This window comes from Bacillus glycinifermentans, from assembly GCF_001042475.2.
Lineage (GTDB): Bacteria > Bacillota > Bacilli > Bacillales > Bacillaceae > Bacillus > Bacillus glycinifermentans.
Window position 1 is genome coordinate 321,313 of record NZ_LECW02000004.1, and the last position, 20,495, is coordinate 341,807.

At 44.5% G+C, this 20,495-nt stretch carries 21 protein-coding genes; 2 read left to right on the forward strand and 19 right to left on the reverse strand.

The annotated features are described in order from the left end of the window. Positions 1 to 8: 8 nt before the first annotated feature. On the reverse strand, positions 9 to 1,328 hold the full coding sequence (locus AB447_RS04525; protein ID WP_057957449.1) for a DEAD/DEAH box helicase: 1,320 nt from the start codon (positions 1,326 to 1,328) through the stop codon (positions 9 to 11). Between the two features lie 256 nt (positions 1,329 to 1,584). Here AB447_RS04525 and vrrA point away from each other — a divergent pair, with 256 nt between their 5' ends. Continuing rightward, positions 1,585 to 2,277, forward strand: a complete 693-nt coding sequence (gene vrrA, locus AB447_RS04530; RefSeq protein WP_048356153.1) for a VrrA/YqfQ family protein — start codon at positions 1,585 to 1,587, stop codon at positions 2,275 to 2,277. Positions 2,278 to 2,399: 122 nt separating this feature from the next. Next, a complete protein-coding gene (locus tag AB447_RS04535) occupies positions 2,400 to 3,344 on the forward strand; it encodes a 4-hydroxy-3-methylbut-2-enyl diphosphate reductase (RefSeq protein WP_048356154.1) in 945 nt (314 codons plus the stop codon). Positions 3,345 to 3,366: 22 nt separating this feature from the next. On the opposite strand, the gene AB447_RS04540 is transcribed toward AB447_RS04535, so the two are convergent. The 18 genes from AB447_RS04540 to recO form a co-directional block, all read right to left on the reverse strand. Further along, the gene (locus AB447_RS04540; protein WP_057957450.1) at positions 3,367 to 4,488 is read right to left on the reverse strand and encodes a Nif3-like dinuclear metal center hexameric protein; all 1,122 of its coding nucleotides are present in this window, start codon (positions 4,486 to 4,488) and stop codon (positions 3,367 to 3,369) included. Further along, a complete protein-coding gene (locus AB447_RS04545; RefSeq protein WP_231592338.1) occupies positions 4,481 to 5,197 on the reverse strand; it encodes a tRNA (adenine(22)-N(1))-methyltransferase in 717 nt (238 codons plus the stop codon). Before AB447_RS04545 ends, AB447_RS04540 begins: the two co-directional genes overlap by 8 nt. A gap of 78 nt (positions 5,198 to 5,275) precedes the next feature. Continuing rightward, positions 5,276 to 6,001 (reverse strand): endonuclease V, encoded by a 726-nt coding sequence (locus AB447_RS04550; RefSeq protein ID WP_048355496.1) that lies wholly within the window; start codon positions 5,999 to 6,001, stop codon positions 5,276 to 5,278. An 89-nt stretch (positions 6,002 to 6,090) separates the two neighbouring features. Beyond that, the gene (locus AB447_RS04555) at positions 6,091 to 6,480 is read right to left on the reverse strand and encodes an immunity 50 family protein (RefSeq protein WP_048355495.1); all 390 of its coding nucleotides are present in this window, start codon (positions 6,478 to 6,480) and stop codon (positions 6,091 to 6,093) included. A gap of 361 nt (positions 6,481 to 6,841) precedes the next feature. Further along, positions 6,842 to 7,501, reverse strand: coding sequence for a hypothetical protein (locus AB447_RS04560; protein ID WP_048355494.1), 660 nt, complete (start codon positions 7,499 to 7,501; stop codon positions 6,842 to 6,844). Positions 7,502 to 7,781: 280 nt separating this feature from the next. After that, positions 7,782 to 8,276 carry a hypothetical protein gene (locus tag AB447_RS04565; RefSeq protein ID WP_048355493.1) on the reverse strand — a complete coding sequence of 165 codons (495 nt, stop codon included), beginning with the start codon at positions 8,274 to 8,276 and terminating at the stop codon, positions 7,782 to 7,784. Between the two features lie 218 nt (positions 8,277 to 8,494). Then, on the reverse strand, positions 8,495 to 8,983 hold the full coding sequence (locus AB447_RS04570) for a hypothetical protein (RefSeq protein WP_048355492.1): 489 nt from the start codon (positions 8,981 to 8,983) through the stop codon (positions 8,495 to 8,497). Between the two features lie 122 nt (positions 8,984 to 9,105). After that, the gene (locus AB447_RS24990) at positions 9,106 to 9,543 is read right to left on the reverse strand and encodes a T7SS effector LXG polymorphic toxin (RefSeq protein ID WP_232517695.1); all 438 of its coding nucleotides are present in this window, start codon (positions 9,541 to 9,543) and stop codon (positions 9,106 to 9,108) included. Positions 9,544 to 9,642: 99 nt separating this feature from the next. Further along, positions 9,643 to 9,798 carry a hypothetical protein gene (locus AB447_RS25680; RefSeq protein WP_156183620.1) on the reverse strand — a complete coding sequence of 52 codons (156 nt, stop codon included), beginning with the start codon at positions 9,796 to 9,798 and terminating at the stop codon, positions 9,643 to 9,645. A 326-nt stretch (positions 9,799 to 10,124) separates the two neighbouring features. Then, positions 10,125 to 10,484 carry a cytochrome c550 gene (gene cccA / locus AB447_RS04580; RefSeq protein ID WP_048355490.1) on the reverse strand — a complete coding sequence of 120 codons (360 nt, stop codon included), beginning with the start codon at positions 10,482 to 10,484 and terminating at the stop codon, positions 10,125 to 10,127. A gap of 358 nt (positions 10,485 to 10,842) precedes the next feature. Continuing rightward, entirely contained in the window at positions 10,843 to 11,964 is a 1,122-nt protein-coding gene (rpoD, locus tag AB447_RS04585; RefSeq protein ID WP_006637592.1) for an RNA polymerase sigma factor RpoD, read from the reverse strand. Between the two features lie 200 nt (positions 11,965 to 12,164). Further along, positions 12,165 to 13,988 (reverse strand): DNA primase, encoded by a 1,824-nt coding sequence (gene dnaG / locus AB447_RS04590; protein ID WP_048355489.1) that lies wholly within the window; start codon positions 13,986 to 13,988, stop codon positions 12,165 to 12,167. A 32-nt stretch (positions 13,989 to 14,020) separates the two neighbouring features. Beyond that, the gene (locus AB447_RS04595) at positions 14,021 to 14,512 is read right to left on the reverse strand and encodes a YaiI/YqxD family protein (RefSeq protein WP_057957451.1); all 492 of its coding nucleotides are present in this window, start codon (positions 14,510 to 14,512) and stop codon (positions 14,021 to 14,023) included. 263 nt (positions 14,513 to 14,775) lie between these two features. Continuing rightward, the gene (locus tag AB447_RS04600; RefSeq protein WP_057957452.1) at positions 14,776 to 15,588 is read right to left on the reverse strand and encodes a pyruvate, water dikinase regulatory protein; all 813 of its coding nucleotides are present in this window, start codon (positions 15,586 to 15,588) and stop codon (positions 14,776 to 14,778) included. Between the two features lie 25 nt (positions 15,589 to 15,613). After that, on the reverse strand, positions 15,614 to 16,252 hold the full coding sequence (gene ccpN / locus AB447_RS04605) for a transcriptional regulator CcpN (RefSeq protein ID WP_048355501.1): 639 nt from the start codon (positions 16,250 to 16,252) through the stop codon (positions 15,614 to 15,616). A 184-nt stretch (positions 16,253 to 16,436) separates the two neighbouring features. After that, positions 16,437 to 18,476, reverse strand: a complete 2,040-nt coding sequence (gene glyS, locus AB447_RS04610) for a glycine--tRNA ligase subunit beta (RefSeq protein WP_048355487.1) — start codon at positions 18,474 to 18,476, stop codon at positions 16,437 to 16,439. Then, complete coding sequence (gene glyQ, locus AB447_RS04615; protein WP_006637598.1) at positions 18,469 to 19,356, reverse strand: glycine--tRNA ligase subunit alpha; 888 nt, start codon at positions 19,354 to 19,356, stop codon at positions 18,469 to 18,471. The genes glyS and glyQ overlap by 8 nt, the downstream gene beginning before the upstream one ends. 355 nt (positions 19,357 to 19,711) lie before the next feature. Continuing rightward, positions 19,712 to 20,482, reverse strand: a complete 771-nt coding sequence (gene recO / locus AB447_RS04620; protein WP_048355486.1) for a DNA repair protein RecO — start codon at positions 20,480 to 20,482, stop codon at positions 19,712 to 19,714. Positions 20,483 to 20,495 lie beyond the last annotated feature (13 nt).

Here is a 20,495-nt window from a genome sequence, read left to right on the forward strand (position 1 = left end):
TGTTTCCCCTACTTTCCTTTTCTAAATTGCTTTCTCTTTTGCTGTCTTTTGATTTTATTGATTTCTGTTTTCATTTTTTTCTTGTAGCCCGGCTTGACTTTTTTCGGCTTTCTGATAAGCCGCTTGGCGATTTCATCCGTTTCATCCGGAGTCCGCTTGCGGTTTTGCCGGCGTTTTCTGTCATCAATCTTTTTCCACTCGCCTTTTTCAAGCCTCATGTTTTCAAAAACAATCCCCATCTGTTCGAGCCTTGCGAGCGCATCTTCGTCAGAAGTATCATAAAACGTCATAGCCGTTCCCGATGTACCGGCGCGCGCCGTCCGGCCGACACGGTGCACGTAAAAATCAAGATCTTCCGGCAGCTCATAGTTTATGACATGGCTGACGCCTTTTATATCGATGCCTCTTGCGGCCAAGTCTGTGGCGATGATATAGGTGAATTCAAGATCGCCGATCTGCTTCATCACTTTTTTGCGTTCTCTCGGCGTCAGACCGCCGTGAAGAAGCCCGACTTTCATTCCCTTATCGGCAAGAAACGCGGCGATTTCGTCAGCCGTCGTCTTCGTATTGGCAAAAACGATTGCCAAATACGGATTTAAATGGGTCATAACCTCTAATAAAAGCTGATTTTTATCCCTGTGCCTCGACGGAATCAGGATGTGCTCTATTTTTTCTGCCGTGATATGCCGCGGTTCGACGTGCGCATACTTCGGATTTTCCATATACTTTTTCAAAAAAGGCTTCAGCTTTTCCGGGATCGTCGCGGAAAACACGAGCATCTGCAGGTTCTCAGGCATATTGGAGCCGATAAAATCGACATCTTCCAAAAACCCCATATCGAGCATTAAATCGGCCTCATCAATGACAAGCGCATCCGCTTTATGGACGTCAAGCGCCTGTTCCCTGATCAAATCGGCGATTCTGCCTGGCGTTCCGACAACAAGGTGGGGCTGCGTTTTTAATTTATCGATCGATTTTTGCTTATCCGTACCGCCGATAAAACATTTTGAGCGAATCGCTTCATCCGGTGCCGAAAACTTGGTGATTTTCAAAACTTCCTGATGAATCTGGTTCGCGAGCTCCCTTGTCGGCGCCGTAATCACGGCTTGAACAAATGTTTTGTCAGGATCGATTCGGCTTAGGATCGGCAGCAGATATGCATGGGTCTTACCCGTCCCCGTCTGAGACTGCCCGATGGCACTCTCTCCTTTCAGCGCTGAAGGGATCAGCCTTTTTTGAATATCAGTCGGCTCGTAAAATCCCAATTGGTGAACAGCCTCTATGATAAACGGCTTTAAATCGTACATGTCAAATTTCGTTTGCTTCATTTTCCCAACTCCTTCTTGGAAAGCGCCTATTTATAGCGTCCCAAGCTTTATCCTATATGGCTGAATTGTGCGCTTATGTATCCTTTTTTATGCCGCGCGGCTCAAAAAAAGGCTGGTATCATGTCCATCATTAAATTATAACTGATCCTGCGAAAAAAAACCATCATCACCGCCGGAATCGGGCACGGGGGCAAAAGCACTTTATGAAGGACCTGCATATCCTACTTTAGAGAAGGATGTGAAAGGAGGTACAAGTATGTTTCCACAACAGCCTATGAGAAGGCCTCCGGGGCTGCAAAGACCGAGCAGGCTGCTCACTCCCAGGAACATGGGCATGAGAATGGGGCCGGCCGCCGGGCAGCAAAAAGGACTCCAGCAGCTTTTTAATCCGATGGGCACAGCCCAGCAGGCCGGAGCACGCGGAGGCGGAGGAGGAATACAAGGATTTCTTTCCAGGTTTCTTCCCGGAGGATCGGCCGCTTCTGGGGGCAGCGGAGCAGGACTCGGCGGAACCGGAGCAGGACTTGGCGGAACGGGGAGCGGACTCGGCGGGCTCCAAGGACTTGCAAACCCGGCTTCTATCTCAAATATGCTCGGCAATGTGCAAAAAGTGCTTGGCGTGGCTCAGCAAGTGACGCCGATGATTCAGCAATACGGCCCCCTCGTACGCAACCTGCCGGGCATGGTCAAAATGTTCAGACAGCTGAACTCTGCCGACGATGAAACGAGCGAAAGCGAAGAAGAGCAAGAATCCGAATTATCCGAATCGGAAAAAAGCGGAGAAGCCGGTAAAGCCGCTGAACAAAGCAAGAACTCCTCCAAACCGGAAAAATCGAAAAAACCGGAAAAATCAAAAGCGGAAAGGAGCGTTCAAAAATCAAGCCGGCCAGAATCTTCATCCTCAAAAAGAACAAACGGAGGAGCGTCAATCCCGAAACTGTATATATAACATTCTTTGATATCTCCTAAAGGATCAGATATAATGAGGTCTATAGAGACTGTGAGAATATAAGCCGTTTTTACGGCTTTTTATCATGTCCGGCTCTTACTTCTTTTTAGGAGGACTACAGAATGAACGTTATTAAAATTTCTCCGCGCGGCTACTGCTACGGTGTCGTTGACGCCATGGTGATCGCCAAAAACGCGGCTCTTGATAAAAGCCTGCCAAGACCCATCTATATTTTGGGAATGATTGTTCATAATAAACACGTAACAGACGCATTTGAAAAAGAAGGCATCTATACTTTGGACGGTCCGAACCGGCTTGAGATTTTAAATAAGGTCGACAAGGGAACCGTTATATTCACCGCTCACGGCGTTTCGCCCGAAGTCCGGAGAGCGGCTGAGGAGAAAGGCCTTGTTGCCATTGATGCGACCTGTCCCGATGTGACAAAAACCCACGATTTAATCAGGGAAATGAAAGCGAAAGGCTACCATGTCATCTATGTTGGCAAAAAGGGCCATCCTGAACCGGAGGGCGCGGTCGGCGTTGCACCCGATATCGTTCACCTTGTCGAAACCGAAGAAGACGTCGAACGCCTGACCGTTGATGCAGACAAATTGATCGTCACAAACCAGACAACCATGTCACAATGGGATGTCCACGACATTATGGAAAAAGTGAAAGAGAAATATCCTCATGTCGAATTCCACCAAGAAATTTGCCTGGCGACCCAGGTTCGGCAGGAAGCGGTCTCTGAACAGGCGAAAAAAGCCGATTTGACCATCGTCGTCGGCGATCCAAAAAGCAACAATTCGAACCGCCTTGCACAGGTCTCTGAGGAAATCGCCGGCACGAAAGCATACCGGATCGGAGACTTAAGCGAATTAAAGCTGGAATGGCTTGAAGGAGTGGATACGGTGGCCGTGACGGCGGGAGCGTCAACACCGACGCCGATTACAAAAGAAGTCATCCGCTTTTTAGAGCAATTTGATCATAATGATCCGTCCACATGGAAAACCAGTCATGAAGTCCCGCTGCAAAAAATATTACCGAAAGTAAAGTCAAAAACCTGAGGCCATCTGCCTCAGGTTTTTCTTATAGAAAGACAAACGGATTTGTATCGGTTTCTGAAGGGAAAATGCAGACCTCGTATTTTTTCTCTGCACACATTTCCGAAAGCTTTTGGGCGACGCCTTGTTTCATGATGTGCTCGGCGTAATGTCCGGGATCCACGACATTCAGGCCGAGCGCCATCGCATCATGTGCGGTATGGAAATAAAGGTCTCCTGTTACGTATACATCGGCACCCATCCGTTTTGCGGCGTAAATGTACTTGTTTCCGTCACCGCCGAGCACGGCTACTTTTTTCACTTTGGCATCGGGTTTTCCGACCATCCGCGCTCCATTCGCATGAAGCCTTTCCTTTACATGGCGCGCAAAATCAGCAAGCGTCATTTCCTCTTTCAGAGTGCCGATCCGCCCGAGCCCTTTTTGGAGCGGGTTTTGTTCGACCGGATAAATGTCATAGGCGACTTCTTCATACGGATGAGCCTTCTTCATCGCCGTTAACACGGCCTTTTCAAGGCTTGACGGATAGACCGTCTCAATCCTGACCTCTTCAACCCGTTCAAGCTTACCGGATTGGCCGATAAACGGGTTTGCTTCTTCAAGCGGCCGGAAGCTGCCGACTCCTTCTGAGGAAAAAGCGCAATGGCTGTATGCCCCGATATGGCCGGCTCCCGCATTCCCAAGAGCCGTCCTGACTTGTTCTTCATAATCTTTCGGCACATAAACAGCAAGCTTTTTAAGCGGCTCTTCATATGTGGGAACAAGCACCTTTGTAGCCTCAAGACCCAGAGCTTCTGCCAGCATATCATTGACACCGCCGTCAGCCACGTCAAGGTTCGTATGGGCCGCATAAACTGCAATATCATGTTTTATGCATTTTTCAATCAGTCTCCCGCCCGGCTGATCTGTCACGATATTCTTCAGCGGCCGAAAGACGGGAGGATGATGGGCGATAATCAAATCTACGTTTTTCGCAATCGCTTCATCCACGGTTTCTTCGAGTACGTCAAGGGTTACCATGACGTTTTTGACGTTTTTATTAAGCGTCCCGATCTGCAGGCCGATTTTATCTCCTTCAACGGCCAAAGACTTCGGGGAAAACTGTTCAAACAGTTGAATCATTTCTTGACCGTTCACCAATTTACCCACGTTCTAAAACCTCCTTTAAAATTTCAATCCGCTCTGACAGCTCATCCAGTTTTTGCTGATTTTCCATGCTTGGGGCAGCACCTTTAATTTGCTGATGAATGTTTTTCAGATGTTCAAGCTCTTGGGACCATTTTTTTATAAAAACGGCGCTTTTTTCTTTAGCTAAAAATGGACCAACAAGCACGCCGGCCTCAAAAGAAATACCTTCGTATGCCGCATCCTTATCGCCGATTTCGGCTGCAAGAATCTCATAGTATTTCCCGTCTTCTTCAAGGATGTCTTCGCTTATAAGCGCATAGCCTTCCTTATGCAGCCACTCTCTAATATGGTAAGCGTGAATATTCGGCTGTAAAATCAAGCGTTCCCTGCCCGTCAGCTTTTCCTTTCCCGACTCCAGGATGTGAGCAATGAGCGATCCCCCCATTCCGGCTACCGCAATCGCATTCACTTCGCCTTTTTGAATGACTTCAAGCCCGTCCCCTTTCCGCACTGAAATAAGCGAACTTAAATTTAATTTCTCAACCTGCTGTTTCGCAGAAAGAAAAGGTCCATCCGTAATTTCACCGGCGATCGCAGCGCTAGCAAGATCATTCAGCACACAATAGCAGGGAAGATAAGCATGGTCAGACCCTATATCCGCCATCACTGCCCCTTTTGGTATGTATTCCGCTACAGTCTGCAGCCTTTTTGATAACTTCATTTCATTCACAATCATCACAACTTTTCTGATTCATTTTTCCTTTACTATCATATAAAAAAACGGGTTGGTTTCCAAGCTGATGCGAATTTACTCAGCAAATTTTTTATTTTCCTGATAATATTTTCTTAAAGCGTGTGTCTCAAGATCCGCCAGCCGAACGGGAATCGGCAGTCTGCTTTCTTGATTGACCAGGCTCATCGCAATTTGATAACTGCTTTCTAAATCAATGAAGTTTCCGCATGATAAAAAAACGGGTTTCACGCCTTGCCTCGTCCGTAAAGCCCGCCCGTAAACCTCACCGTCAATCACGATGTCTGTATAAGCGCCGACTCTATCGTCAGGCATCTCAAAGTCGGTTTGTTTGATTCTCAAGTAAGTCTTTGCAATACCGATAGTTGGTTTATTCAGAAAAAACGATGCGTGTGTCGCAATCCCCATATGGTTATGATGCAAATAACCGTTCCCGTCAAATAAAAAAACATCAGGTTCAGCCGCTAACTTTTTTGCCGCTTCAATGATAAGAGGCAGCTCCCTGAACGCAAGAAATCCCGGAACATACGGCACATTGATTTTCCCCACACTATGAACTTTTTCAATGATATTCCTGCCGTTAACATCCAACACTACTATACTGCAGACACCGACTGATTCGCCATCTTCTTCCCAATAAGCTAAATCGACACCTGCGCAGGTTTTTAAAGAATCGGCGGTTATCGATTTTGTTAACTGAATTTGGCTTTTAAGCTCCATTTGCAAATTTAAAAAAGCATCTTCATGATTCAAATGAAAATCGTGAATATGGTTTACTTGCATGTTTTAAACGAACTCCCTTATATAATTTAAAAATTACTGTCTAGTTGATCCGTCCGGACATCACAAAGCAAAGGCTTCCTCATATATATTTATGTATCTAATAATCCGGGAGTGATCCTGTCAATTCTTGCCCATTCAAAAATACATTCAATCTGCATTTGATTAAGACATTTAATCTTAAATGAATTTGCTTCTTCAGCCTCGTCTATTTCAAATTGATTGATTATATTGTCCGTACCAATATCTTTTATGTTTAAATTGCGCACGCCTATAAAAGACATTTCAATATAGATTACATCCCACTTATCCCAACGTTTTGGTTGATTCTCAACTTTCTCTTTTGTCATAAATCTAATCAATAAACAAGGACCGTCTCTTCTTAGTTCCACATTCATTAATTCTGAACCGGTGAATTGAGGCATACCCCCAAATATGTTGGTCATTGCCCGGGGATTCATGAATTTTGCTTGGTTGATCATATTTTAAACTCCACGTTTTTCATTTCCTTTCACATTTGTTACCACATCAGGCATGTAATCGCTGGGACAATTTTGATATGGGATACTTTGACTTAGGAATGATTAAATGCGCCTCGAAATATAAAGAACCTTGAACGCGCCGCTTTGGACATGAAAAGTCATCACATGTCGGCCAACTTCCAGCTGCTGAACAACTTTCTCTTTCCTTCTGTCACTTTTGCCTTCCCATCATCAGTTTGTCAAGCCAATGACGGGCTGAAAGGCCGAACATATACAGCTTTATCTACGGCATACATCGTCTTCAGGTTGACCTTTTGCCGGTGTTTCGGTTCAGCCGCTGGGCGGGAAAATTTCAGCTTAGTTACTCATATTTTTGTTCAGCTGCGTTTTGAAGAATTGCTTCTATTTCGGACACTAATTTTTCCGGTCTTCTCGTGTCCATATCTTCTAACGGGTTTTCCCAGTCTAGATTCTTAATTAAGAGCACATAAAAAGTGCCTGAAGGTTCAATATCTTCATACCAGCCAACATCTAAAATCAAGCGGCTTTCTTTATGTTCCAACTGTAATAATGATGACGTAAAGTTAAACCAGTCATCACTGTCCTCCTCCAACTGATCGGGATCGATATCAATTAGTTTATTATAAGAGACGGTCCATCCTTGAGGGATTCTCAGACGTAAATAGTCAGGAGGACCTTCAAAAATGAAAATGTACCTTTCAAATGCCGCTGCTTCTATTTTCCAAATGATCCGTTCCAATTCGTTTACTAGCTGCTGCCGTTCTTCAACATTGATTGTGTCCATCAGTTCCCCATGATCGTCGCAAATATGTATAAGATATTCATCTTCTCCTTTAATGATTTTTACCACAGCGTTATATCTTTGTTTTTCTAATTCTATCAATTTGGTATTTGGTTTAACATTATCTTGTGAGACGGTTAAATCATTATATTTAACGAACCAGCCGCTTGGTATATTTATAGGTTCTAAAGATTTAATGGAATTAAGTAAATCGTTCACCCCTTATTGATATATTCGTCTCTTGAATCATATTGTATAAATAACGGCTGATCCGTGATCATGATACAATCCATAAGTTCACTGTTCACCCTCGTTATTGTTTATCCAGATCATAACCATTTTATTGTTAGGATTATAGACAAACTGTGTTTGTGTTTTACTCCTTGTGCAATTTCTCTACCCTCTCGGTAATGACCGGGAAATAATGTACCGGCTATTGCAGGGAATGAAAGGGGGTTAACTTTTGCAACGACCGAATATTTTATTTGTCAAAAACGGTTTATGACACTTCATCAAATTTATACGCTACAATTTTCCCCTCTGGATAATCACCGCTCCAACCGCAAGGAAAAGCACCAAACTGATATATTTCAAATATTTTTTCAAAAAAGGAATTAGTTTTTCCATTTATCGCTCTATTTATAGCACAATTATGAAGATCAGCGGCAACATCATGATAAAACACGCCATATTCAAACGAGCTCTTTCTTACATTTTCAGCAATTATATCTAATAATTCTTCCAATCCTTTAGGTTTTTTACTTTCTGACATTGAATAATAATCATTCCAAACTTTACTCATTTCTAATTCTTTAATATCCCTCCAATTATATTCATCCTCACCGACTATTTCTTCAAAAGCTAAATGTTCAGCTGTTTTAAAATCTTTAATAAGAACAACGTCATTGAGAACAGTTTCAAAACGCTCAACTTGAAAACCTTTTGAAAATTGAATAACTTCTTCAACTGGGATATTAAATACACTTTGACCCATTATTTGTTATGCCACCTTTCCCAAAGGCCAACTGTTGCTCCTCTAATTTATTTGTATTGCACTAACTTCATGTCTTTATGCCCGTCACGAATTAAAATGTCATCATGCCTAAGCTCGCACTTCGTTTCTATTCTATCATTGCATGCAGCACTGTACTCTATAATGGTACAACCATCATGAGTCCTTACTTTTTAAAAGCCTGTAAATATAGTTTGTTTTTATTCTGGTGAATATACAATCATTCTCCCTTCTGGATATTCGCCTTCCCATCCACAAGGCCAACCCCCTAGTTTATAAATCTCAAAGATTCTTTCGTAAAAATTATCAACTTCTCCATTTACCAAACGATTTAATGCACACTTATGTAAATCTCCCATTACTTCTTCAAAAATATCAATATATTCTGATACAAAATCATCTGGAAAGTTCTCAGATGATTGAATAATCTCCCATATAGGATGATCCATAGAGTTTAAATCGTGTTCATATAATTGTCCTATTATTTCCCCACTTTCTGAGGATTTAATATCTTCCCAAACATTTTCAACTTCATCCAAATCTTGAGACCATGCTAATTCTTGTGCTCTTTCATAATCATTAACCATAACAACATCACGATTTAGAAGGTTTTCATTACGAAAAAAGTGCAAATTTGCAATAAAATGAATAACCTCTTCGACTAAATGAGTGTTTCTTCCGTACTTCATTTATTGATCAACCTTTCCCAAAGATCTTCGGTAACACCGCCATCTCTTTGCTAAATGGTTTTGAAGGGATATCAATCCAGCGCAACATATAATACATAAAAACTTAAGAAATCCTCCGATATTTAAGAAAATTGGAATGGATATGGATCATCTTCACAATCCCAAGCTCTTTCACCGGCGTTTTCTCTACATCCACGCGGATGATCGGGGTTCCGATGCGGCGGCCGGTGGCGGACGCCGGCTGTTGGGCATAGACTCGGACGTTCGTTTGGACTTGAAAGGATTTTGTTTCCTTTTTGTGTAACCGCTGTTTTTGGCGATTTGGCGAGTGGGATGCGTTTGTCAGCTGTTTTGCCGCTTGTAAATTGACGTATTTCGGTCTTGAACGATTCATCCAGCTCATAAACGGCATTGATGGTGTCCTGCCGGGTTTTTTGAGCTTTCATTTTATCAATATAATCGTCAAGCGTCCAATTTTCCAAGTTAACGATATAGCTGATGCTCGCAATGATTGAATCCATCTCCAGTTTGAGCACCGAAACGATTTCCGTCGCCTTCAATGATCCGAACCTGACAGCTTATTTTGTCCTTTATATTCCTGGCACACCTTTAAAAAAGCAATTTGCGAATCAACTAGCTTTAGCCAGCTGGCATCGATTTCAGCCTGTCCCCTCTGGTTTTCCAGATGCAGGTGCAATATTGTTTTTTCTAAATTTCTTTTCTGCCTCTTTTAACTTTTTCAATTTGTCTTCTACATCATTTAAATTTTGGTTAACCGTGCTGTGAATGTAATCCAATGTGCCCTCATGATTCATATGCTCCACCTCGAAAACACTTAAAAAGGCGGAATATACAGAATAACCCTCTGCAATATCCCCTTATATCCAAAAGAAAAATAGACCTGCTTATTCACCCGAACCAAAGCTGAATCGGGTAAAAGATAATGGTTCTAATAGCAATTGAAATTTCGTGACTTCCGAGAAAGATTCGGTGTAATATCGAGCTGTTCGAATGCTTTGAATCCACAAAAAAAGATTCGCACAGAGGCCTTGACAGGCTTTCTATTGCGAATCTTTTTTGAAAGGATTTTGGCATATACTATCTATTTCATATTGTGGCTTCAGCAGCCATCGGAATACGGCTACTTGATCTCGGAAACCCATTTCGCCATATCATCCAGCTTTTCGGCAGGAACAAGTCCGGCAGGCATTCCGTTTCCGCCTTTTTCAATCTTTTCTTTAATTTGTCCTTGATCAAGGTGGTCTCCGACTCCTTTTAATTTCGGACCTGATACGCCTTCATAGTTTTCGCCGTGGCACGACACGCAGTTCGCCTTGTAGATCTCTTCCGGCGATGCATCCGCCTTGTTTTCTTCAGCGGTTTTATTCCCTTTTCCGGCAATCTCTTTTGCATCGTATTGACCCTTTATCGATAAAATCACAACAAGACCTATGCCCAAAATGGCGATCACTAAAAATGGAATCAATGGATTGCGGTTCATTTTACATCCCCCTTTTTCATTTACCCCTGCCCCTATGTAAACAATTCTAATTCTACTTTAATTTTACAAAAAGTAAACCGGTTTTGAAACAAAAGCCAATGAAGTTCACATTTTAGACAAATGATCGATGAAGACTAAATGTTTTATTTCATAAGTTGAAAATCAAATTTTGAATGCGGTTTCAACAACAATTATAAAGGGCTTTTCCTAGAACCTCAAGATTATAATGGCTTAAAAACAATTTTTGACGATTTGCAAAATCGAAAAAAATTAAGTAAAATATAATCGGGTTTACCAATAATAGCGCTTTCATAACTTTAAAAACAAAAAAAGAACGGATCCGGCGGACCCGTTCATCTTACTCGAGAAAATCTTTCAGACGTTTGCTTCTGCTTGGATGTCTCAATTTACGAAGTGCTTTGGCTTCTATTTGACGAATTCGTTCCCTTGTTACCCCAAATACCTTACCAACTTCTTCTAACGTTCTAGTCCGTCCGTCATCAAGACCGAAACGAAGGCGCAATACGTTTTCTTCGCGGTCTGTCAGCGTATCCAGCACGTCTTCAAGCTGTTCTTTCAGCAGTTCATATGCCGCATGATCTGACGGAGAAGTCGCTTCCTGGTCTTCGATGAAATCGCCGAGGTGTGAATCATCCTCTTCTCCTATCGGAGTTTCAAGGGAAACCGGTTCCTGGGCAATCTTAAGAATTTCGCGGACTTTTTCAGGTGTCAAATCCATATCTTCTGCAATTTCTTCAGGAGTTGGCTCCCGGCCGAGATCCTGAAGGAGCTGCCTTTGAACACGGATCAGTTTGTTGATGGTTTCCACCATATGAACAGGAATCCTGATCGTTCTCGCCTGGTCGGCTATTGCTCTTGTAATCGCCTGTCTGATCCACCATGTAGCGTATGTGCTGAATTTGTATCCTTTGCGGTAGTCAAACTTTTCAACCGCCTTCATCAGACCCATGTTTCCTTCCTGGATCAGGTCTAAGAAAAGCATGCCGCGGCCGACATACCGTTTTGCGATGCTGACAACAAGCCGCAAGTTCGCTTCGGCAAGGCGCCGCTTGGATTCTTCGTCGCCTTCTTCGATCTTTTTGGCATATTCGATTTCTTCTTTTGCAGACAGGAGATTAACCCGTCCGATCTCTTTCAAGTACATCCGGACAGGGTCGTTTATCTTAACGCCCGGGGGCACGCTTAAATCATTCAGATCAAACTCTTCTTCAGCTTTAGCCAGCTGTTGAATATTAGGATCCTCATTTTCTTCGTTTTCGCTAATTAATTCAACGCCCTGCTCTCCTAAAAATTCATAATACTCATCCATTTGGTCTGATTCGATATCGAAACTGGACATGCGCTCAGCAATTTCTTCATATGTGAGCACACCGCGTTTTTTTCCGGCCTCTGTTAATTGGTCCCTTACCTGTTCAAACGTGAATTCAGTTTCGGTCTCGTGTGCTTGTTTATCAGCCATTCATGGATCCCTCCTTCCAAAACTTACAGACGAATTCTAAAAGCGTCCCGCTTTATTTGTTCCTATTTCACGCTTTTAAGCCTTATATCTGTCTAGAGCTTAACGGGAAAGCAAATCATAAATTGACAATATGTGATTAGGACAAGCATTTGCTCCTCCGTAAGGATTCATTGCCAAATGCTCTCCTATTATATAACGATTTATTTTAGCGAACGGTTCAACTTAATAATTTCCTGAGCTAAAGTCGCCGCTTTAATAAAATCCTTTTGCCGTTCGGCTTCCGTCCTTGCAGCTTCTTTTTCTTTTATCATTGACCAATTTCGGTAATTCAACACTTTTTTTACGTAATCAGATAATTCCGTTTCGCTGAGCTCATCGTTTATCTGAAGCATTAAAATATCCGTAAGAAGCTGGCCCAGCTCCTGATCATCAATTCTTTTAAAGAGCTGCTGGATAGAAATGTCGGCTCCTTCTTCATACATGGCATACAAATAAGCCGCTATCGCCCTGTGCTGATCAAGGTTAAACTCAAAGCCGACGCGGTCCAAAACCTTTCGGATGACGTCCCGGTCGCGAATCATGTGGGCGATCAGCAGTCGCTCGGCGTTTTCATGAGCCGGTCGAAGCCCCGTTTTTTTTCGCGGAGGCCGCGGGACTGAAGTGCGCCGTTCCTGCAATTCGTTACGGCCGCTGTCCCTTTTCCTGCCGGCGGATTCTTTTTCAAAAACGGAAAGCTGCTCTTTCAGCGAATCGAGTGAGAGCGAAAACTCATTTGCCAGCTGCTTGATATAGATCTCCTGCTCAAGAGGCCCGCTGAGCTGGCTGACTTCCTTTAATACATCGTTGATGTAGGCTAAACGGTCACCTTCATCAGACAGATTTTTTCCCTTGCGGAAATAGTGCATTTTAAACGTCATGATCGTGACGCTGGACCCTATTACATCCTGCTTGAATTTTTCGCCGCCGAATTTTTTGATGTAGTCATCGGGATCCAGGCCGTCGGGAATCATCGCAACCTTGACGGTACAACCCCGCTTTTGAAGCATGTCAGCCGCTTTCAGCGTGGCCTCGTATCCGGCCTGATCCGAATCATAGCAAAGGATGACCTCTCCGACATTACGCCTGATGACCTTTGCATGCTCTTCCGTAAGGGCTGTTCCCATCGTCGCGATCGCTTCTTTCACACCTGAACCGACGGCTGAAATGACATCGGCAAACCCTTCAAAAAGGACGGCCCTTTCTTCTTTTCGAATGTGAAGCCGCGCCTGGTGAAAATGGTACAGCAGCTTGCTTTTTCGGAAAATCGGGGTTTCGGGACTGTTCATATATTTCGGATGCTCTCCGGTGAACGTCCGTCCCGAAAATGCGACCGTTGTTCCGTGGTGATCATGAATCGGGAACATAATCCGATTCCTGAAGCGGTCAAAATAGCCGTCTCCGTTTTCACGCCTGATGATCAGGCCCGCTTTTTCCATCAAGCCGGCTTCAAAGCCTCTCCGCTCTAAAAATTTCGTTATGAAATCCCATGAATCAAGAGCGCAGCCGATTTCAAACCGCTCGATCTCTTCCATCGAAATGCCTCTCTCGAGCAAATAATCGAGCGCTTTTTGGCCTTCTTTTGTATTGACCAGCAAATGATGATAAAATTTCTTTAACAGCTCATGAGCTTCCGCCATCTTCTGTTCATCTGAATTGCCGGAGCTGTATGAGGAAACAGCCGTTACATGATCAGGCATATCGATATGATATTTGTCCGCCAAATGAGTCACTGCTTCACTAAATGAATAACCTTCGATTTGTCTTAAAAATGAAAAGACATTTCCTCCCGCTCCGCACCCAAAACAGTGGAAGATCTGTTTTTCTCCAGAAACGGAAAAAGATGGCGTATTCTCGCCGTGAAATGGACAGAGCCCAAAATAATTACGCCCCTGTTTTCTTAACTGGACGTACTCTCCAATCACTTCAACGATATCAGCCGATTTCTGAACTTGTTCTACAATTTCATCCGGTATACGATTGCCCATGTTCCAACACTCCGTCGTACATAATTCGCTGCTTAGTACGTAAATCCTTCAATTTTCGACAAGATTTTTTGCAGCTCTCTGACAAATCGCTCCCTGTCTCCTTTGACAAGCTTTTTCGGGCCTTTTGTGTAGCGCCCGCTCCTTCTCAGTTTTTGAGAAATGTGACGGCGGCAAAGCGCGAGATCGATGGACTTCTCCTCGAAACGAAATCCTCTCTCTGACATCACAAAGACCTTTTTGCCAAGCAAGAGTGATGCGAGCCCGATATCCTGTGTAATGACCAAATCACCTGCGCGAACATGATTGGCAATGTACAGATCCGCCGCTTCTTTATGCGGATCGACGTACTTCCAATTCTCTCTTTCTTCCCTTGTGACTTGATAATGTTCGAATGAAGCCACGAACACAACATCCACTTCGTATTCGGATGCCACTTTCAGCACCTCGTCTTTTACCGGGCATGCGTCTGCATCGACAAAAATCGTCCTTTTGTTTTCAAGAAGACTAATTCTCCATCCCTCCATCAAACTCCTGCTATAAATACGGGCAAAATCACACAGGTTTCAAAATAATCGATCTATAAAGAATTTGTCGAAAGTTTTTTTCTTGAAATTCTTGACACGATACCCATAATAGTTTATTCGTTCTGTACTAAGCTTAAACCTAAAATTAATCATTTTATCACAATTTTTTATTATAATACAAATGGGTCAAAGATGCTAACATTTTCACTTTTCCCAAAACGCCCAAAGCAAAAACCCAGGATGGGGTGTCCTGAGTTTTATGTTTAGGCCCTTTTTGTCATCATGTTATGGATCATGTTAGCCGTTTCTTCTACCGCTTTATTCGATACGTCTACGACGTTGCAGCCGATGCGGTTCACGACTTTTTCAAAGAATTCGAGCTCTTCTTTGATGCGGTTGATGTTGGCATATATTGCTTTGTCATTGAGGCCCAACGATTTTAGGCGCTCTTTCCGGATATGGTTCAGCTTATCAGGGCTGATTTTCAAGCCGATGCATTTCGCCGGATCAACGGTAAAGAGCTCTTCCGGAGGATCGACTTCCGGAACGATCGGCACGTTTGCCACCTTCAGGCGCTTGTGAGCCAAATATTGTGATAATGGGGTTTTAGACGTTCTCGATACGCCGATTAAGACGATATCCGCTTTTAATATCCCCCGCGGGTCCCTGCCGTCGTCATACTTCACGGCAAATTCGATCGCTTCCACCTTTTTGAAGTAATCTTCGTCAAGCTGGCGGACGCGCCCCGGCTCATATTTGGCGCTAAAACCGTAGACGGACTCCATTTTCTCGATCAGCGGGCCGATGATATCGTAATAGACTACGTTTCTTTTTTCAGCTTCAGCAATTAAAAATTCGCGGATTTCCGGCACAACGAGCGTAAAGCAGATGATGCCGCCGTCGGCTTCTGCCAGCGAAATGACTTCTTTAATTGTTCCGCGGTCTTCCACATATGGAATCCGCCTGATATTGGTATGCTCAGATGAACCGTTGAATTGACTGACCGCCGCCTTAACAACCAGTTCGGCCGTCTCGCCGACAGAGTCGGATACAACATAAATCGTCCGATTATTCATGATATCCCCCCATTGGTTTTTCACTCTACATGATTTCATTTTCAGATAAGCCGACAAGGATTTTTGTCATGTTTGTCTTCGTGATTCTTCCCACTACTTCAAAGCCTTTTTCCGTATCTTTTACAACGGGCAATGCGTCAATTTGTTTTTCAATGAGCGTTTTGGCGACGTCCAAAATAAAATCATCGCGCCTGCATATCGTAATGTTAGGCATTCTTGTCATAATGATATGGACGGGTATAGAAGGGAGCTCCTGTTTGCCGATGCTTGCCCTGAGCAAATCTTTGCGTGAAAGTACACCGACTAAGATAGCATTATCATCAACAACAAAAAGCGTTCCTACGTCTTCTAAGAACATCGTACAGATCGCATCATAGACGGAAACATTTTCGTGAATCACCACCGGAATCGACTGAAAGTCTTTTACCTGCAGCTTTTTCAGCTTATCAGCCAAAAGCTGGGTGCCTGTCTTGCCCGTATAAAAATAACCGACCCTCGGCCTCGCTTCTAAAAAACCGGACATCGTTAATATCGCCAAATCCGGCCTGAGGGTAGCCCTTGTCAAATTCAGCTTTTCGGCTATATGCTCCCCGGTTATCGGGCCGTTCTCCTTGACAATCTGCAAAATATGCTCCTGACGTTTATTTAGTTCGATCGTACTCACCACCTTTAAGCTGAAGCTCACGATTCGTTCAATATGTATAAACAGTCGATAACATATTATAACGCAAAAAGCCGCGAAAATAACAGCAATTACATTTGAACTCTATGAAAAAGGTCGACAAATGCGAAAAAAGTTTTGGCAAAAAGACGGCTGCCCGCATATGCGGCAACCGTCATCTGTCCGTTTATTTTACAATGATGTCATTTATGTTTGCAAAACTCCGGATCAGTTTCGCCAAATTTGCCATTTGCGCTAAGCGGTTTTCTTTTAATCTTTCATCGTCGGCGTGAACCATCGTATGGTCGAAGTAAGCCTCGATCGGCGCTTTCAGCTTGGAAAGCTCGCCAAAGGCTCCTTCATAATCTTTTGCTTCGTAAAGGTCCGCGATTTTCCGTTTCGTTTCTTCATATGCCTGAAACAGTTCTGATTCTTGCGGATTTTCGAACAGTGATGCGTCAATGGCAGCAGTTTCGCTTTTTTTGCTGATCGACATGACCCTTGCCAGCGCCTCAGCCGTTTCTTTAAATTCCGGTTTTGCGGCCTGCGCTTCGAGAACGGCGGCTTTTTTAAGGGCTGAATACGGTTCAAGCTCTGTGCTTTCAAGGACGGCGTCTACCACGTCGTAACGGATGTTTTCCCCGGTCAGCACATATTTAAGCCGCTGTTTGAAGAAATCGAGCAGCTCGCTGTTTTCTTTCAATTCTGTAAAGGAAATCAGCTTTTCAAACGAAATTCCCCAGTTCCGGTCAACCAGGATCTGAACGATTCCGCTCGCCTGCCTTCTCAAGCCGTAGGGGTCCTGGGAGCCTGTCGGAATCACGCCGATTTTGAAGAACGAAGCGACGGTGTCAAGCTTGTCGGCTAATGCAACGACGGCGCCGACAAGAGTTGAAGGTGTCTCACCGCCGGCCTGTCTCGGCATGTAATGCTCGTTAACGGCGCGCGCGACTTCTTCGTTTTCGCCGAGCATCCGCGCGTATTTTTCGCCCATGATTCCTTGAAGTTCAGGGAACTCATAGACCATCTGCGTAACCAAATCAAATTTGGAAATGTGTGCCGCACGGTCGATCAGCTTCACCGTTTCATCGTCAGCGTCGATTTCCTGTGCGATCCGCCCGGCGATTGCCGCAGACCGTCTCACCTTGTCTCCAAGTGAGCCAAGCTCTTCATGGAAGACGATCTTCTCAAGTTTTTTCACATTTTCCTCAATGTTTAATTTTTGGTCTTCCTTGTAGAAGAAAGCAGCATCTGAAAGGCGTGCCCTTAACACCTTTTCGTTTCCCTTTGCGACGTTTTCCAGCGCCCGGTCGTTTCCGTTCCGCACCGTTACAAAGAACGGAAGCAGTGCACCTGTTCCATCTTTGACAGGGAAATAGCGCTGATGCTCTCTCATCGTTGTGACGAGAACCTCTTCAGGGATCGCCAGAAATTCCTCTTCAAACGAACCGAACAAAACGGTCGGGTATTCAACGAGATGGTTGACTTCATCGAGCAAATCTTCGTCTCTTGGAATGTTCCACGATTTTTCGGCAGCCAATTTGTCAAGCTGCTCTGTAATGAGCTGCTTGCGCTTTTTTGGATCAGCGATGACGAATTGGCTTTCCAGCTTCGCCTCGTATTCTTTCGGCGCGTTCAGCTCGACCGCTTCTCCGAGGAAACGGTGCCCCTCCGAGATTCGGCCGCTTTCGACATGTGCGACCGAAAAAGGAACGACCTCGCTGCCGAATAAAGCGACAATCCATTTAATCGGCCGGATGTATTTTAGCTCTTCGTTGCCCCAGCGCATATTTTTCGGGAAGTGAAGGCTCGTCACCAAATCGCGCAGTTCAGGCAGCAGCGAGACGGTGTCCTGTCCCTTTTGGAACTTTTGCACGAATACGTATTCCGTCCCTTTTACGTCTTTCACATATAAATCTTCCGGACTTGCGCCTTGCCCTCTTGAAAAGCCTATCGCGGCTTTCGTCCATTCGCCGTTTTCGTCAATGGCGATTTTTTTGGCAGGCCCTTTGGCTTCTTCTTTTATATCATCCTGCTTTTCGGCTGTGTTTTCCACAAGGACTGCAAGCCTTCTCGGCGAGTTAAAAAGCCGGATATTGCCGTACGCGATGTTTTTGTCTTTCAGCCAGCTTTCGATTTTTTCTCCCAATTGCGTCATGCTGTCGTGCATGAACCGCGCCGGCATTTCTTCTAATCCGATTTCTAACAGCAAATCTTTATTACTCATGGGATGCCTCTTCCTCCTTCAGCATTGGAAAGCCCAGCTTTTCGCGTTCGTTGTAATACGTTTTCGCCACTTTTCTGGCAAGGTTTCTGACCCGCGCAATATACCCGGTCCGTTCGGTTACGGAAATAGCTCCTTTTGCATCGAGCAAGTTAAAGGTGTGCGAGCATTTCAGGACATAGTCATATGCAGGATGGACGAGCCCTTGATCCATTTGGCGGTTTGCTTCTTTTTCATATGTGGCAAACAAGTCAAACAGCATATCTACGTCAGACGTTTCAAACGTATATACGGAATGTTCGTATTCAGCCATCATGAATAAGTCTCTTATCGTGTAGCCTTTGGTCCATTCCAAGTCGAATACGTTCTCTTTGTCTTGAATATACGAGGCAAGCCGTTCAATACCGTATGTGATTTCAACGGAAACCGGTTTGCATTCGAGCCCTCCGACTTGCTGAAAATAGGTGAACTGGGTGATTTCCATGCCATCCAGCCATACTTCCCAGCCAAGACCGGCACAGCCGAGCGACGGGTTTTCCCAGTTGTCCTCGACAAATCTGATGTCATGTTCCAACGGATCAATCCCGAGCGCCTTTAAGGAATCCAAATACAGCTCCTGAATGTTGTCCGGCGACGGTTTGATGATGACCTGGAACTGATGGTGCTGATACAGCCTGTTTGGGTTCTCGCCGTATCTGCCGTCAGCAGGACGTCTTGACGGTTCTACGTACGCGACCTTCCACGGTTCCGGCCCGAGGCTCCGTAAAAATGTATAAGGGCTCATCGTCCCCGCGCCTTTTTCCACATCATACGACTGCAAAAGAACACAGCCTTCGTTAGACCAATGCTTTTGCAGCGTCAAAATCATTTCTTGAATATTCAAATAAAGCACCTCCACAAAACGTGTTTTTCAAATTCTCCATGCGGCATAGGGAAAACTGGGCAGAAAAAAACTCCCGTCCCTATGCTTGTTTTTTGACAAACATAGGGACGAGAGTTCTCCCGCGGTTCCACCCTATTTGCTGCAAGCCTGATCGCCTGCAAGCCTCTTTTTTAAAAAGCTGCTCAAGGAATGCCTTTCATTTACGCTCTCATCCCCGGCTTTCACCGTCCCGGAGTCGCTCTCATGAGGGGGCGCAACTACTTCTTTCCGTCAACGCAGCGTCATTATTGAAACTGATTTGGGCACACAGCCCGTACTCTATATGACATGATCTTATAAAAAGATGAAGAGGATGTCAACTTTTGTTTTCGTTGCCGAGCATTTTTTTCATATTGTCCATCTGCTCCATAAAGCGTCGCGATTTGAGAAAAATTCCCGAATACTCGTCATAGTAAAGCTGAATGACCCTCTTCAGCTCTTCCTTCGTTTCCCGTTTGACCGATACATTCCCGAGCCTTGACAAATCAAAATAAAAAAGCAGCCTCAAGAGCCTGGCGGAAGCGGGTGACAGCGGGATCCTGTAAGGGTCTTTTGCGAAACATCGGTGGCAGATAAAGCCGTTGTCACGGATTGAGAAATGGAATGTGCCGTCTTTGCTTTTGCAGTGGACACATTCATCAAGCTCCGGATAAAGGCCCATCACGCCGAGCATTTTGACTTCGATCAGGTTGGTGATGATGTCCGGATCCGTACCTTCATTCAGCCTCCTCATCGACTGAAGAAGCAGTTCGAATAAAAACGGGTTCGATTTCTTTTCATCCGTTCCTTTGTCCATCAATTCGGCGATATAAGCGGCATGCGCCGTTAAGAAAAGGTCCTCCCGGATATTCCGCATGCTTTCGAGCATCTCGCCCTGCTCAAGCGTACCGAGCCCGGATGATTTCCGAAACAAAAACGAAGCATAAAGAAAGGGCTGGGAAATGGCGGACAAGCGGCTGTTCGGCTTTTTAGCCCCCCTGGCCAGCACGCCGATTTTCCCGTGTTCCCTTGTCATGATTGTCAAAATTTTATTGGTTTCACCGTAATCGTTGGTACGAAGGACGATACCTTCACATTTCGTCAGCATATGAGCACCATCC